The sequence below is a fragment of the Mesorhizobium huakuii genome (assembly GCF_030160235.1).
In the GTDB taxonomy this organism is placed as follows: domain Bacteria; phylum Pseudomonadota; class Alphaproteobacteria; order Rhizobiales; family Rhizobiaceae; genus Mesorhizobium; species Mesorhizobium huakuii.
The window spans coordinates 165,679-179,963 of record NZ_BSNY01000030.1 but is presented as its reverse complement, the minus strand read 5'-3'; the positions used below and the strand labels follow the sequence as shown (position 1 = coordinate 179,963).

The window sequence follows — 14,285 nt, the reverse complement described above, 5'->3', positions numbered from 1 at the left end:
CCCGCAAGCTAGAAAGGGTGGATCACGCGCCGCTTCCTGAACCCCTGAGACGACCATGATCCTCTATTATCAGACCCACTCACCTTTCGCGCGCAAGGCGCTGGTCTTCGCGCATGAGGCCGGCATTGCCGATCGGCTCGAGGTCATCCATCACGAAACCAGTCCGACCTTGCGCAACGATCGTGTCTACGCCGAAAACCCACTCGGCAAGGTGCCGGTATTGCTGCGGCCAGGCGCATCGGCGATCTTCGATTCCGATGTCATCTGCGCCTATCTCGACACGCTGCATGAGGGCCGCAAGCTGCTGCCGCGGGACGGCGAGACACGTTGGCAGGCGTTGCGGCTGCAATCGGTCGCCCAAGGCCTGGCGCAGACGGGCATCGCCTTGCGCTGGGAGACGGAAAGGAGACCCGAACCGCTGCGCTATGGCGCTCTTGCGCAGGGATACCGGGACAAGATCGAGGCGAGCTACGACTGGATCGAAGGCGCCCTGGACGACGAAGCGCCGCTGCATGTCGGCCATATAGCGCTCGCCACCACGCTGTCCTGGATGGCGTTCCGCCATCTTCCGCCGTTTCGCGCGCGGGCGCGGCTGACGCGGTGGTTCGAGGCTTTCGAAAAGCGCGCGTCGATGCAGGCGACGCCGCTTTCCGGCGACACACATGATTGAGCAACGGTCGCCCCGTGGTGACCCGCATCGATATTTTCCGACCGCATGGTCAGGGCGCCCTGCGGATCCGCGGGGCGTTTTGCGCGTTGATGACGATTTCCGGCCAGCCGATATCCTTGCGCAGTTCGATCGGCAGGGACAGCAGTTCGCGCTCGCTGCGGTGCCGGGCGCGGTTCTGTACGTAACGGGTGGCAACGCGACCCAGGGATGACAGAATGGACATGATGCTTTCTCCTCGGATGAAGCCGGCATCATCGTGTCGGCATCCCAAGGACGCGGCAGGTTCAGGTGATCCGACAGGGCCCCGAAATTATTTCAGAGGACCGAGGCGGCCAGCGCGGTGTCGTAATACTCCACCATCGCGATGATCTTGCCGTCGCGTATCGTCCAGAAGTCAGCGGTATGCATGACAAGCTCCTGGCCGGTGGTTCTGTGCGTCAGATGGATTTCGACCTGCGCCGCAACCTTGTCGCCACCATCGATGTATTCGATCGGGACGAAGCTCCGGTATTCGAAATCCTTGTCCAGCGACATGAGGCGGTCGAGGAATTGCTGTTTGCCGTTGCCCGCCGCGATGAAAGGTGCATGCGGTTCTGCGACCCAGCGGAAGACGACATCATCGGAACAGTGGCCCAGCGCGCCCACGATGTCGCGTTTTGCATAAGCATCATAAAGATTCTTGACGACGTCCACCCCGCGCATGACCGGTTTCCTCCCTCGGTTTGCGAGGGGGCAGGATGCGCCTTTTTCGGGCGACAGGAAAGTATTATTGCAAGCTAATACTTCCTTGCAGGCCGGGACTATTTTGCAGTGCCGGCCCGCGCGTGTGTAGTGTCGTCATTTAGGCCCCTTCGGCCACCTCGCGGAAGAACCCTTCCGGGTCCTCGACCTCCGTCAGCTTCCGCTTCTCGATCAGCCAGAAGCGGTTGCCGATGGCGCGGATGAAGGAGCGGTCATGCGAGGCGAGCACGCAGCTTGCCTGGTGCTTGAGCAATTCCTCCTCCAGTGCTTCCTGGCCATCGATGTCGAGATGGTTTGTCGGCTCGTCGAGCAGATAGAAGTTGGGGTTGGCGAGCCTGAGCGCCAGCATCATCAGCCGCGCCTTCTGGCCGCCGGACAGCACGCCGATCTTTTTCTCCTGCATCTCGATGACCACGCCGGCGCCGGCAAGCAGCGAGCGGGCGCGCTGTTCGCCGACATCGTAGCGGCGCGAGACCATCGCCAGCGGCGTGTCGTCGCCGCTGATGCCCGACAGCGCCTGGTCGCTATAGCCGAGCACCGTCGACGGCGTCACCTTCACGTTCGCGACCGCGTCGGGCTCGGCGATGGCGCTGCGGATCAGGCTGACGAAGCGCGACTTGCCGACGCCATTGCGGCCGAGCAGCACGATGCGGTCGCCCTGGCAGATATGGCGCTTGCCAGTCCTGAACAGAAGCGTGCCGTCGGGCGTTTCCACGGCCGTATCGTCGAGCGTGATCAGCACCTTGGCGTGGGTGCCGCGATTGGCAAGCCGGATCGCTCCGGCCGATTTTTCGCGATGTGCTGATACCGCCGCCTCTTCGAGCTTCTCCGCCCGTTCCCTGAGCTGCTTGGTTTTCACCACCAAAAGGTCGCTGCCGGAATTGATGCCGATGTTGTTGAGCTTGGCGGCCTGCTTTCGCAGCTGCTGGGCGACCTTCATGTCGCGCTCGAACTTGCGCGCCGTCGAGGCGTCGACCTCGTCGAGCGCTTGCCTGGCGCGGGAGTAGGGCAAGGCAAACACCGGCGACTGCTCCGGCCGCAGGAACAGCGTCCGGTTGGTGGTGGCGTCGAGGAAGGCACGGTCGTGGCTGGCGATGACGACGGGCACTTCGCGCGGCAGTGCGTTCAGCCAGCTTTCCAGCTGGCTTATGCGGGCAAGGTCGAGATGGTTGGTCGGTTCGTCGAGCAGCAACACGTCGGGATCGGTCACCCAGACGCGGGCGATCAGCGCCAGCCTTTGCCAGCCGCCGCTCAGCGCCTGCATTTCCCGCTCGCGCATCGCCTCGGGCACATCGAGCGAATCCAGCACCACGTCGATGCGCCACATCTCGCTTTCGGCCTGCTCAGCGGGCAAGGCGTCGGCCACCACCTGATGGAAGGTGCTGCCGAGAAGGGCAGGGGGAACGGACTGCTCGACATGGCCGACGCGCAAGCCGCGCGTGCGGGTGATGTCGCCTGATGTCGGCTCCATCTCGCCGGTCAGGCATTTGAGCAGGGTCGACTTGCCACGGCCGTTGGCGGCAACGATGCCGAGTCGGTCACCGCCGCCGATTGTGAGGTCGAGATTGGAGAAGAGCGGCGCACTCATGGTGACGCCGAGGGATTTGAGGCTGATCAGGGCCATTTGGATTTCTCTGGTCTTGGCCGATATACGGCTCAATGCACTTTGACGGTGCGCTTGCTGGCCATCAGGCTCTGCGTTGCGGCACCACGAAGGGCAGACCAAAAAATCGAAGCGGGAAAAACCCGGACCGTCCCTGGTCAGCCCTGCAAGCTGGCTTGCAGGGCAGAAATCGGGCCACGCTGACGATGGTGACGATGAAACGTGAACACGTGAGCCCTCCTTTCAGACGTTCGATTGTGCGAAGCGATTACACCAAGGGCGGGGCGGATGGCAAGGCCGCCGCCTTCATGCGGCGCGGGAACGGATCCAGCACCAATATGCAGCCGCCGATGATCGCCGCTGCGCCGAAACCCTGGATGATGGTCAGCGACTCGCCAAGCATGACAGTGCCAACCAGTACGGCGATCGTGGTCACGGCGAATTCGACGCTGATCGTCCTGGTCGCTCCAATGCTGGCCACCAGCCGGAAATAGACGACATAGGTCAGCGCGCTCATCACGCAGGCGAGAAGGGCGAGGTAGAGGAAATCGACAGGACGCGGCATGGCCGGAACCGGCACGGCCAGCAGCAACGGCAGCGTCATCAGCCCACCGAACAGGAAAGCGGCGCCGGTGAGTTCGAACGAGCCGGCCGAGCGCAGATGGCGATTGGCGTAGTTGCTGCCGAAGGCGGCGGAGAAGGAGCTGAACAACGAGGCGGCGCAGCCGAAGGCGAAGGACGGCGTGATCGGCACAGAAGGGAAGCCGACCAGGACCACGATACCCGCGGCGCCGAGCAGCAAGCCAGCCAGCCCGCGAACGGTGATGCGCTCGAGACCCCATAACTGGCCAAGGATCATCGAGAACAGCGGGATCGCGGCAACGAGGATGGCCGCCATCGCGGTGCCGATACGCGGCGTGGCGTAGGACAGGCCGATCAGCTGCGCCGCGACCGTCGTCGCGCCAACCACGGCGAAGTGCCGCCAGCCGGCGCTGAAATCGAGCCGGCGCCGCGTCGCCGCCGCCAACAGGAAGAGCGTGATGCCGGCGATCAGCGAGCGCAAGGTCACGGCGCCGACCCAGCCGAAGGCGTGTACGACTTTGAGCAGGACGAGAAACGACAGGCCCCAGGTGACGGCCAGGAAGGCGTAGGCTGAGATGTCCCTGGGTTTCATGGGGGATTCGGTGCGGAGCGTGCAGAGGCAGGATTGCAGCCGTGCGTATCGCTTCCGCCGCCTGGCGGCAAGCGCGAGCGCATAGTCCAGAGGCAGTTCCGACTTAAGGTGCACTCGTGGAGCGCTTTCCCTTCTCCCTCAGGGGAGAAGGGAAAGGCGCTCTACTTGCCCGGCCGACCCGTCTTGCCTGGCCGGCGCTTTTCGCGGCGCGCATCGCCCGGATCCTCATAGGAACCAATGCCGGCGCGTTCGCGCTTGACCGGCTTCTCGCCTTCGATTGGGGTCTCCGTGCGCCGCACGGTCATCTCGTCCAGCGAGTTCTTCTTGAACAGCGGCTTGACCGGCTCGCCCGGAATACCGAAGTCGGAGCCATGCGCTTCGGACGCCGATTGTTTCTTGAACAGCGAGCGTGACACGGCCCCTGCCGGCGTCGGCATGTCGGTGCCAGGTCCCATGTCGTCGATCGACGGCTTGGCGAACAGCGGCTTTTTCACCGGCACGGCGCCGTCGGCGCCCATCTCGTCGAGATCAGGCTTGCGGAATAGGTTGGGCCGGGCAGCCCTGGCCGCCTCTTCGGCGGCGCGTGCTTCGTCGAGCTTGCGGAAACGCTCCTGTTCCTCCGCCGTGCGATGCTTGGCCACGCCCTTGTTGTGCTTGCCCTTTTCGCGGCCCGAGACCGGGCTTTCCATGTCGGCATATTTGGCCAGCGGGTCTTCGGATATGGACAGTTCCATCTCGCGCAGGCGCTTGATCTCGTCGCGGATGCGGGCGGCCTTCTCGAAGTCGAGATTGGCGGCGGCGTCGCGCATCTGTTTTTCCATCGCGTCGAGATGCGCCTTGAGATTGTTGCCCATCATGGCGCCGGCGCTGTCGGTGAACTGCGAGATGTCGGCGCGGACATGGTCCTTCTCGTAGACCGAGTCCAGAATGTCGGAGATGCGCGACTTGACCGATTCCGGCGTGATGCCGTTGGCGGCGTTCCACTCCATCTGCTTCTCGCGACGACGGTTGGTCTCGGCCATCGCCCGCTCCATCGAGCCGGTGACCTGGTCGGCATAGAGGATGACCTTGCCGTCGACGTTGCGGGCGGCGCGGCCGATGGTCTGGATGAGCGAGGTTTCCGAGCGCAGGAACCCTTCCTTGTCGGCATCGAGAATGGCGACGAAGCCGCATTCGGGGATGTCGAGGCCTTCACGCAGCAGGTTGATGCCGACCAGCACGTCGAAGGCGCCGAGACGCAAATCGCGCAGGATCTCGATGCGCTCCAGCGTGTCGATGTCGGAGTGCATGTAGCGCACGCGCACGCCCTGTTCGTGCAGATATTCGGTCAGGTCCTCGGCCATGCGCTTGGTCAGCACGGTGACCAGCGTGCGGTAGCCGGCCTTGGTCGTTTCGCGGATTTCGCCGACGACATCGTCGACCTGGCTTTTCGCCGGGCGCACCTCGACCGGCGGGTCGATCAGGCCGGTCGGGCGGATGACCTGCTCGGCGAAGACGCCGCCGGACTGTTCCATTTCCCAACCGCCCGGAGTCGCCGAAACGGCGACGGAGAGCGGACGCATGGCGTCCCATTCCTCGAAGCGCAGCGGCCGGTTGTCCATGCAGGAGGGCAGACGGAAGCCATACTCCGCCAGCGTCGCCTTGCGCCTGAAGTCGCCGCGGTACATGCCGCCGATCTGTGGCACGGTGACGTGGCTTTCGTCGATGAAGACCAGCGCATTGTCGGGAATGTATTCGAACAAGGTCGGCGGCGGATCGCCCGGCTGGCGGCCGGTGAGATAGCGCGAATAGTTCTCGATGCCGGCGCAGGAGCCGGTGGCCTCCAGCATTTCGAGGTCGAAGCGCGTGCGCTGTTCCAGCCGCTGCGCTTCCAGCAGGCGGCCGGCGCGCTCGAGTTCGACCAGCCGCTGCTTGAGCTCTTCCTTGATCGACTTGATCGCCTGGTTGAGCGTCGGGCGCGGCGTCACATAGTGGGAATTGGCGTAGATCTTGACGCTTTTCAGCTCGCCGGTCTTCTGGCCGGTGAGCGGGTCGAACTCGGTGATCTGCTCGATCTCGTCGCCGAACATCGAGATGCGCCAGGCGCGGTCCTCAAGGTGGGCCGGGAAGATCTCGATCGTGTCGCCGCGCACGCGGAACGAGCCGCGCACGAAATTGATGTCCTGGCGCTTGTATTGCTGGGCGACGAGGTCGGCGAGCAGAGCGCGCTGGTCGAGCCGGTCGCCGATCTGCATCTGGAAGGTCATCGCCGTATAGGTCTCGACCGAACCGATACCGTAGATGCAGGACACCGAGGCGACAATGATGACGTCGTCGCGCTCCAGTAGCGAGCGCGTCGCCGAGTGGCGCATGCGGTCGATCTGTTCGTTGATCGAGGATTCCTTCTCGATGAAGGTGTCGGTGCGCGGAACATAGGCTTCCGGCTGGTAGTAGTCGTAATACGAGACGAAATACTCCACCGCATTGTCGGGGAAGAATTTCTTGAACTCGGAATAGAGCTGCGCGGCCAGCGTCTTGTTGGGCGCCAGGATCAGGGCAGGGCGCTGCGTCTCCTCGATCACCTTAGCCATGGTGAAGGTTTTGCCGGAGCCGGTGACGCCGAGCAGCACCTGGGTGCGGTCATTGTTGTCGACGCCTTCGACAAGGTCCTTGATGGCGGTCGGCTGGTCGCCGGCCGGCTCGAAGTCGGACACCATCTTGATGGCGATGCCGCCTTCCGACTTTTCCGGCCGGGCAGGGCGGTGCGGCGTCCACAACACGCCGTCCTTGTGCAGCGGATTGCCGGATTCGATCAGCGCCGAGAGCGCGGCGACCGTCGCGGTGACGCCGCTCGACGTCATCGTCTCGGCTTCTTCCAGCGAGATGTCGAGGCCGGCGACCGGATTGAGCCCGGCGGCCGTCCGTTCACGGGCAGTGGCCGCGCCGCCCATCGAGGTGCCGCGCGCCGTGCGTCCGGGCGCGGCGGAGCGCTCGGGAATCTTCTTCGACGGTTTTGGCGCTTTGCCGCCGTCGCCCTTGCCGGCCTGGCGCCCATCGCGCTCTGCCTCCTGCTCGATCTGCTCGGCCCAGTCGGCGATCGAGCCGGTCAGCGGCGTGCCCGACAGTCCGGGCTGCGGCATCTCGGCGAAGCCCCCTCTGTGCAGCGGCTCCGAGGCGTCGAGGAAATCGGTCAGCGGGCTACGCCGCTTCGGCGCGGCGCGGTCGTCATTCGCCGTCGGCGGCGTTCTTTTATCGGGGGATTTGGCCATGCCCCGAATATGGGAGGTCTTGGCGAAAATGGAAAGAGCGCGATGCGGCGAGGCGCATGCCCGAATGCGGCTCCTGACAGAAGGCTGTCAGGAGGAGGCAGTTGCCGAGGAGGTGCCTGGTCGCGGTCAGGCGCCGCGGGCGTTGTCCGTGGCCACCTGGGTCGGCGATCCGCTCAGGCGCGGCACCACGACGAGACGTGTGACCTTGCCCTTCTTGAAGGCGGCGAGGAAGCGGGCATAGTCCCTGAAGACGACGCAGCCATTGGACTCGGCGCGGCCGCCGCGCAGCATGTAGGTGTGGGCGAGCAGGCCGTTGCGGTTATACTTGTTGCCGCCGTTCACCGGCGTCAGGCGCAGGGCCTCGACGCCATGGAAGCGCGATTCACGCAGCGACAGATTGTAGGTGTTGGGCGGCGTCGGGCCACGATCCTTCACGTGGACATAGCGTGGCTGGTCGACCATGGCGCCGAGACCGGAATGCGCCTCGAGCCGCTGGCCATCCGGCATGTAGACGGTCTTGGCGCTGATGTCATAGACGGCGACGCCGTGGCCGGCTCCGCTTCCGCCGCCCGGTCCGTTGAAGAGGTTCCTGAACGCTTGGCCAAGGCCGCCCGAGGGCGTGTCCGGCTTGGCATAGGCCAGCACATCGCCGCCCTCGCCAGCCCGGCCTGCCCGGGCCGGCCTTGCCGGCTGGGCCTGCTGGACCGGCTTTGCCTGCGGCGCCGGCTTCTGCTGCGCGAGCTTGGGCTGACCAATCCTGGGCTGTGGCGCCGGTTCATCCTGTTCCACCACGGCCTTTGGCTGCCGCGGCGCGTCATATTGCGGGCGGCGGGTCGGCAGCGGCACGTCGTCGGTCAGCGCATCCGGCAGCGAGGCGGCGTCGCCGGGCTGTTGCGGCTGGGTCTCGGCAGGTGCAACCGCGACATCGGCGGAGGATTCGGTCATCGGCAGCGGCGAGGCAAATGCTTCGTCCTCGACCGGCAGCGACTGGACGAGGGCCAGCGCCAGCTGCGTGTTGTCGGGCGTCTGCGACTGGCCGAGGCCCGTCGGCGCCGGCGCGGTCTGGACCACGGCGCCGGTATCGGCACGGGCGAAGCGTTCCGCCATGGGAGCCGGCATGTCGTTCGACAGGCTTGCCATCACCTGGACTGACGGAACCAGTGACGCCTCGGTAATCTGCGGCGCGGCACTGGAAATCACAGGGCGCGCCTCGGCCGTGGCGACGGGCTTGCCGGCGCCGGCAAAGGCGGCGGCGAGCTTGGTCGGCGACAGCGACGCCTCCATGCGTTCGAAGCGCTCCTGCGCCTTCGATTTCAGGATTGGCTGTTCGGGCCTTGCATGGACAGCGAGGCGCGCGGATTTCTCACCCAGCGGGCTCACACGGGCCAGCTTGAAGCAAGTGGCGCCGCATTGCACGGCATGATCGTGCAGGGCCTGGGCGCCGCCATGGGCATTGGCCAGCACGAACGGCGCCGAAGACCTCAGGAAATGCTGCTTCAGCGGATCGGCCATCGCCAGCGAGCCCGGCATGGCCAGTGTCTGCGGCAGGCTGCTCGATGTCGCCGACAGCGAGGCGCCGACGGAGCTGAGGCCGGCCATGGTGCCGATCAGCCAGAGGCCGACAGCGGCGCTGGCACCGGGCACCGCGACCCAGCGGACGATCCGTTTCGGGTTGAAGGAAGGGATGCGCTGCGCATCGACGAGCTCGCCGCCCTCGCGCTGGTCCCGGATTATTTTGTGTTTACTCAACAACGCCATGCAACCAATCTCGCTCCAATCGGTTTTCCCCGTACGTGGCCTTGTCAGCCGCGACGACCATTCTGCGAGTGATCCCAGGGTGGTCCCCGACGCGTTTGCCGCGCCTGTCGTTGATTGCCGATTGCTTCAAAATATGGACAAAGTTGGTTAACCAATCCCTCTCAAAACCAACCGAGAGACGTGGACTTTGTGCCAAAAAAGGCTCGTCCACGATCATGCACGCGGTATTTCAGCCCTTCCGATCCAGGTTTGCTGCCTGTTTTTGCCGGCCGAGTCAAGCAAAACAGCCCCTGCTAATATAAGGCCGCGGCGTTCCAGCCGGCCCTGCGGCAATGCGGCGCGCCGTTCCATGGTCCTGAAAAAGCCAATGGCATCGGCAAAACTGTTGCCCGCTTGCCACATTTTTTCGGCCTGGACGCCGGCCTCTCGCCGGCCATTGACTCGTTTTGGGAGGCGGTGCAATCGGGTTGAAGTGCTTGGTTTTGGGGTGGCAAAGGCCACTTTTGGAGGCTTTTTCCATGAAGCGTCGGGATTTCTTGACGCTGTCGGCGGGTGCGGCGGCGTTCTCCATTCTTCCAGCCACGGTCAGGGCCAACGTGCCGGTGCCCTACGACCGCAATGCCGAAGTGCCGTTCAACGACAAAAAATCGTTCATCGACTGGATGGTGGCCAATCGCGGCGAGGATCCGAAGTTTTTGGCGCAGCGATTCGATCGCTTCCAGATCATGGTCTACAACAAGGACGTGCTGGACGACCGCAACAAGCGCGCCTTCCTTTTGACACCGCGTGAGGAATTCGTGCTGCCGCAGAATCTGGGGCGCGCCTATGACCATGCCTTTCTCGACATCGGCTATGGCGTGACGATTTCGGGTCCGCACCTCGTCGGGCGGATGACGACGTCGATCGACGTGCAGTTCGGCGAGGCCGTGCTCGAGATCGGCACCGGCTCGGGTTACCAGTCGGCCTATCTCGCCAACCTCACCGACAAGGTGCACACGATCGAGATCATCAATCCGCTGGCGCAGCGCACGCGGCGCACCTATGACGGGCTGGTCGAGCGCGGCTACAGCGAATTCGGTTCGGTCACCAGCCGCAATGCCGACGGCTATTATGGCTGGGAAAGCGTCGGCCCGTTCGACAAGATCATCGTCACCTGCGGCATCGACCACATTCCGCCGTCGCTGCTGCAGCAGCTCAAGCCGAACGGCGTGATGGTCATTCCGGTCGGCCCGCCGGGAGCGCAGCACGTGCTCAAGGTGATCAAGCAGCAGCTCGCCGACGGCACGTTCAACATCGTCCGCTCGGATATCTACAATGGCAAGGTCGTGCCGTTCGTCCCGTTCACCAAGCTGGAAGGCGATCAGATCGTCGGCACGCACAACGGCTGAGTTGCCGTATCAAGGGACCTGAATGGCAGCCGTCATATCGAATTCCCGTCTGACTGTTCCTTCCCTCGAGGCGCCGCGGCTCGCGCATTATCTTGCGGTCGGGCTGATCGCCGGCGCCATCATCGCCCTGCAGATCGCTGTCATGCGGGTGTTCGCCGTCGGCAGCTGGTCGCATTTCGGCTCGCTGGTGGTCAGCCTCGCCATGCTCGGCTTCTCGCTGTCCAGCGTCGTCATCTTCGCCGGCAAGGGCTGGTTCGACCGCCACTGGCAAGGAGCCGCCACCGCCGCCCTGCTGCTGATCGGCCCGCTCGCCGTCGGCTCCAACCTGGTAGCCCAGACGGTGCCGTTCAACGCCATCTTCCTGGTGTCCGACCCCGCGCAGAAATGGCGGCTGCTCGCCAATTTCCTGCTCTATCTCCTGCCGTTCCTGGCCGGGGCGTTCTTCCTCGGCATCGTCTTCCTGAAAAGCCGCACCGCCTTCGGCCGTGTCTATTTCGCCGACCTCACCGGCTCGGGGCTCGCCGGCCTCGTCGTGCTGGTGTCGCTCTATCTGTTCGCGCCGGAAACCATCATCGTCGTGCCGCTGCTGTTGTGGGCCGCCGGTTCGCTGCTGTGGTTCCTTGCTTTCGGCGCCTGGAAGAGCGTCGTCGCCGGCGTCGTGGTCGCGGCGCTGTCGATATCAGGCTATCTCATGCTGCCCGGCCTGCTCGGCATACCCGACATTGCCGTATCGCAGTACAAGGGCGTCGCCTATGCCCGCAACTTTCCGGACGGCAAGCGCATCTACCGCAGCGTCTCGCCGTTCGGCGACCTGCAGGTCTATGCCAGCTCCTACATGCATTTCGCGCCGGGGCTGAGCGACAATGCCGCCTTCGGCATGCCCGAAGTGCCGGCCAACACCTATGTCGGCATGTATCGCGACGGCGACGGGCCGGAAGGCATCATGCGCAACCTGGCGCCGGCCGAGCAGGTCTATTTCCGCTACCTGCCGATGCACTATCCCTATGTCATCAAGGACAAGCCCAAGACCTTCGTCGTACAGTTCGGCGGCGGGATTTCCACGCAGGCCGCGCTCAACGCCGGCTCGACCTCGGTGACCGTCGCCGAGAGCAATCCAATGACATTGCGGGCGTTCCGCGACCCCGTGTTGAAGGATGTGACCGGCGATATACTGGCCGAGCCGCGGCTCAAGGTCATCGACTATGACGGGCGGCTGTTTCTTGCCAACACGACGGAGCGCTACGACGTCATCGACCTCAGCCTTGCCGACAGTGTCGGCCTGTCCAATCCCGGCGGCTTCGCCATCTCGGAAAAATACGCCTACACGCGCGAAGCGATGCTGAGCTACATGCACGCGCTGGCCGATGGCGGCGTGCTGTCGATCACCTTGTGGAACAAGGAAGAGCCGCCGAAATCGGTGCTGAAGCTCTATTCGACCGTCGCCGAGGCGGCCACCACGTTCGACCCGAAGGGCGCGGCCAACGACATCTTCGCGGTCTCAAGCTATCTCTCGACCACGACGGTGCTGTTCAAGCGCGGCGGCTTCACCGAGACCGAGATCAAGACGCTGCGCGACTACACCAAGTCGATGTCCTGGGAGGAAGTCTACTATCCGGGAATGACCTATGATGGTTCGGGCGCGCAAAAGGTGCTCGACGACTATCGCGCCTCGATCTTCGGCAGCGGACAGGACGCGACGCTGACGCAGCAGCCGGCCGCCGATGCGACCGCGCCTGCCAACCCGACCGCACCGGCAAATCCAGATTGCGACCCGACCGCGCCAGCCGATCCAACGCTAGACGCCTGCGCGGGGGCCGGTGGCGATGCCGGCCCGCAAGTGTTGCCGGCGACGGAAATGCAGCGCATGACCTGGCACGCGCTTTTGACCGGCGGCTGGGGAAAACTCGCCGGCGACTATGTCTTCGACACGCGGGCGCTGAGCAACGACCAGCCTTATTTCGCGGCCTATGTGAAGGTCGCCGACCTGCCGCGCACGCTGGACCGGCTCGACCTGTTCCAGGACGATTGGGGTTACCTCCTGATCTGGGCGACGCTCGGCATTGCCTGCGTCACGGCGGCGTCGCTGGTGCTGCTGCCGGTCATCTTCGGCTGGCGCATCGTGTTCTCGCGCTCGCGCGGCAAGCTCGGCACCATCCTCTATTTCGCCTGTCTCGGCCTCGGCTACATCATGGTCGAGGTTGGGCTGATCAGCCGGTTCACCGTGGCGCTGGCCAATCCGACCGTTTCGGCCTCGGTGCTGATCTCCTCGATGCTGGTGTTTTCCGGGCTCGGCAGCCTGTTCGCCGAACGCATCTTCGACCGCGCCAGGACGCTGCTGCCTCTCGTGCTGCTGGCCGTCTGCGTGCTGCTGCTCGCCTATGGCTTCTATTTGTCGCCGGTGCTCGACCGGATCGGTGCCTATCCCTATGCGGTGCGGCTGCTGCTCTGCTTCCTCTTGGTGTCGCCGCCGGCCTTCCTGATGGGCATGCCGATGGCCACCGCCATGACCTGGCTGGCGCGGCTCGGCAAGGAGCATCTGTTCGTCTGGGCCTGGGGCATCAATGGCTGTTTCTCGGTGATCGGCTCGGCCGCCGTGCCGATCGTCGCCACCAGCTTCGGCTTGAGCGCCGTGCTGCAATGGGCGGCCATCGCCTATCTCATCGCCATTCCGGCCTTCTTTGCCGTGCTGCTGCCGTCGAAGGCGCCGGCCGTGCGGCTGGTGGCGGCCTGATGCCGGACCGGCGCGCCATCGTCGCCGGATTGCTGGCCACGGCGGTGTTTCCGGCGGCAAGCCAGGGGGCGCGCTTGCGCAAGGCCATATCCACCATCGTGCCGTTCAAGGCATCGCCCTTTCCCTATCGGGGCAAGCTGCCCGATGGCTCCGCGCCGTTTCTCGACGTCACGGCGGCGGATGGAAGGCGCGGCCACACCTCGCCGCGCGGCGGCATCTACTGGGAAGACGAGACCTATTCCGACCGCTCGACGCTGCTGGCGGTGCCGAAAGGGTTCGATCCGGCCAAGCCGGCGGTCATCGTGGTGTTCTTCCACGGCAATGGCGCGACCTTGCAGCGCGACGTGGTCGGCCGCCAGCGTGTCGTCGCGCAGGTCGAGGCGTCCGGCCTCAACGCCGTTCTGGTGGCGCCGCAATTCGCCAGCAATGCGCAGGATTCCAGTGCCGGCAATTTCTGGACGCCGGGCTATTTTGCCGGGTTCATGGCCGAGACGGCGCAAGGCCTGGCCAAGCTCACCGGCGCCAAGGCGGCAAAGTTCGACGCCATGCCGGTGGTGCTGGTGGCCTATAGCGGCGGCTACAATCCGGCCGCTTCCATTCTCAGGAACGGTGACATCGGCGGGCGCCTGCTCGGTGTCATCCTGCTCGACGCGGTGTTCGACGAGGCCGATATTTTCGTCAGCTGGGTCGCGCAGCACCGGAAGAGTTTCTTCGTCAGCGCCTATGGCAAATCCTCCGCCTCCGGCAATGCCGAAATCAGGCAGTTGCTGGCGGGCCAGGGCATCGACGCCAGTTCCGATCCGCCCCGCCGCCTCGAAGCCGGCACTATCGCCTTGCTTGCCTCCGATGCCGCCCACGATACGTTCGTCACCCGCGCCTTCGTCGGCAATCCGCTGCAGTGGCTGCTTGGCAGACTCCACGGCTTTCCGCGCTAAGGCTTTTTGGCACTCCAGTTCCAGTTCTCGCACATGC

The 14,285-nt window shown here is 64.7% G+C and carries 10 protein-coding genes; 4 read left to right on the top strand and 6 right to left on the bottom strand.

Annotated features, from left to right (window positions below; all coding sequences use genetic code 11):
* Nucleotides 1-55: 55 nt before the first annotated feature.
* Entirely contained in the window at nt 56-670 is a 615-nt protein-coding gene (locus QQK95_RS16740; RefSeq protein ID WP_284274607.1) for a glutathione S-transferase family protein, read from the top strand.
* A 49-nt stretch (nt 671-719) separates the two neighbouring features.
* Here the strand turns inward: QQK95_RS16740 and QQK95_RS16735 are convergent, their stop codons facing one another.
* From QQK95_RS16735 to QQK95_RS16710, 6 genes are all read right to left on the bottom strand, one after another.
* On the bottom strand, nt 720-893 hold the full coding sequence (locus QQK95_RS16735) for a hypothetical protein (RefSeq protein WP_284274604.1): 174 nt from the start codon (nt 891-893) through the stop codon (nt 720-722).
* Nucleotides 894-985: 92 nt separating this feature from the next.
* A complete protein-coding gene (locus QQK95_RS16730) occupies nt 986-1,372 on the bottom strand; it encodes a nuclear transport factor 2 family protein (protein WP_284274602.1) in 387 nt (128 codons plus the stop codon).
* A 139-nt stretch (nt 1,373-1,511) separates the two neighbouring features.
* Entirely contained in the window at nt 1,512-3,035 is a 1,524-nt protein-coding gene (locus QQK95_RS16725) for an ABC-F family ATP-binding cassette domain-containing protein (RefSeq protein WP_284274600.1), read from the bottom strand.
* Nucleotides 3,036-3,282: 247 nt separating this feature from the next.
* Complete coding sequence (locus QQK95_RS16720) at nt 3,283-4,188, bottom strand: DMT family transporter (RefSeq protein WP_284274597.1); 906 nt, start codon at nt 4,186-4,188, stop codon at nt 3,283-3,285.
* A 161-nt stretch (nt 4,189-4,349) separates the two neighbouring features.
* Entirely contained in the window at nt 4,350-7,436 is a 3,087-nt protein-coding gene (gene uvrB, locus QQK95_RS16715) for an excinuclease ABC subunit UvrB (protein ID WP_284274595.1), read from the bottom strand.
* 126 nt (nt 7,437-7,562) lie between these two features.
* On the bottom strand, nt 7,563-9,194 hold the full coding sequence (locus QQK95_RS16710; protein WP_284274593.1) for a tlde1 domain-containing protein: 1,632 nt from the start codon (nt 9,192-9,194) through the stop codon (nt 7,563-7,565).
* 518 nt (nt 9,195-9,712) lie between these two features.
* Here QQK95_RS16710 and QQK95_RS16705 point away from each other — a divergent pair.
* Genes QQK95_RS16705 through QQK95_RS16695 form a run of 3 tightly spaced genes read left to right on the top strand, consistent with a single transcriptional unit; the run spans nt 9,713 to nt 14,248 of the window.
* Complete coding sequence (locus QQK95_RS16705) at nt 9,713-10,582, top strand: protein-L-isoaspartate O-methyltransferase family protein (protein WP_284274591.1); 870 nt, start codon at nt 9,713-9,715, stop codon at nt 10,580-10,582.
* 22 nt (nt 10,583-10,604) lie between these two features.
* Nucleotides 10,605-13,313 (top strand): spermidine synthase family protein, encoded by a 2,709-nt coding sequence (locus QQK95_RS16700; RefSeq protein ID WP_284274589.1) that lies wholly within the window; start codon nt 10,605-10,607, stop codon nt 13,311-13,313.
* The gene (locus tag QQK95_RS16695; RefSeq protein ID WP_284274586.1) at nt 13,313-14,248 is read left to right on the top strand and encodes a hypothetical protein; all 936 of its coding nucleotides are present in this window, start codon (nt 13,313-13,315) and stop codon (nt 14,246-14,248) included. Before QQK95_RS16700 ends, QQK95_RS16695 begins: the two co-directional genes overlap by 1 nt.
* The last annotated feature ends 37 nt before the right edge of the window (nt 14,249-14,285 follow it).

Bases quoted from the DNA above. Each gene is read 5' to 3' on its own strand.
- QQK95_RS16740 (WP_284274607.1), top strand. From the start codon at position 56: ATGATCCTCTATTATCAGACCCACTCACCTTTCGCGCGCAAGGCGCTG.
- QQK95_RS16735 (WP_284274604.1), bottom strand. From the start codon at position 893: ATGTCCATTCTGTCATCCCTGGGTCGCGTTGCCACCCGTTACGTACAG.
- QQK95_RS16730 (WP_284274602.1), bottom strand. From the start codon at position 1,372: ATGCGCGGGGTGGACGTCGTCAAGAATCTTTATGATGCTTATGCAAAA.
- QQK95_RS16725 (WP_284274600.1), bottom strand. From the start codon at position 3,035: ATGGCCCTGATCAGCCTCAAATCCCTCGGCGTCACCATGAGTGCGCCG.
- QQK95_RS16720 (WP_284274597.1), bottom strand. From the start codon at position 4,188: ATGAAACCCAGGGACATCTCAGCCTACGCCTTCCTGGCCGTCACCTGG.
- uvrB (WP_284274595.1), bottom strand. From the start codon at position 7,436: ATGGCCAAATCCCCCGATAAAAGAACGCCGCCGACGGCGAATGACGAC.
- QQK95_RS16710 (WP_284274593.1), bottom strand. From the start codon at position 9,194: ATGGCGTTGTTGAGTAAACACAAAATAATCCGGGACCAGCGCGAGGGC.
- QQK95_RS16705 (WP_284274591.1), top strand. From the start codon at position 9,713: ATGAAGCGTCGGGATTTCTTGACGCTGTCGGCGGGTGCGGCGGCGTTC.
- QQK95_RS16700 (WP_284274589.1), top strand. From the start codon at position 10,605: ATGGCAGCCGTCATATCGAATTCCCGTCTGACTGTTCCTTCCCTCGAG.
- QQK95_RS16695 (WP_284274586.1), top strand. From the start codon at position 13,313: ATGCCGGACCGGCGCGCCATCGTCGCCGGATTGCTGGCCACGGCGGTG.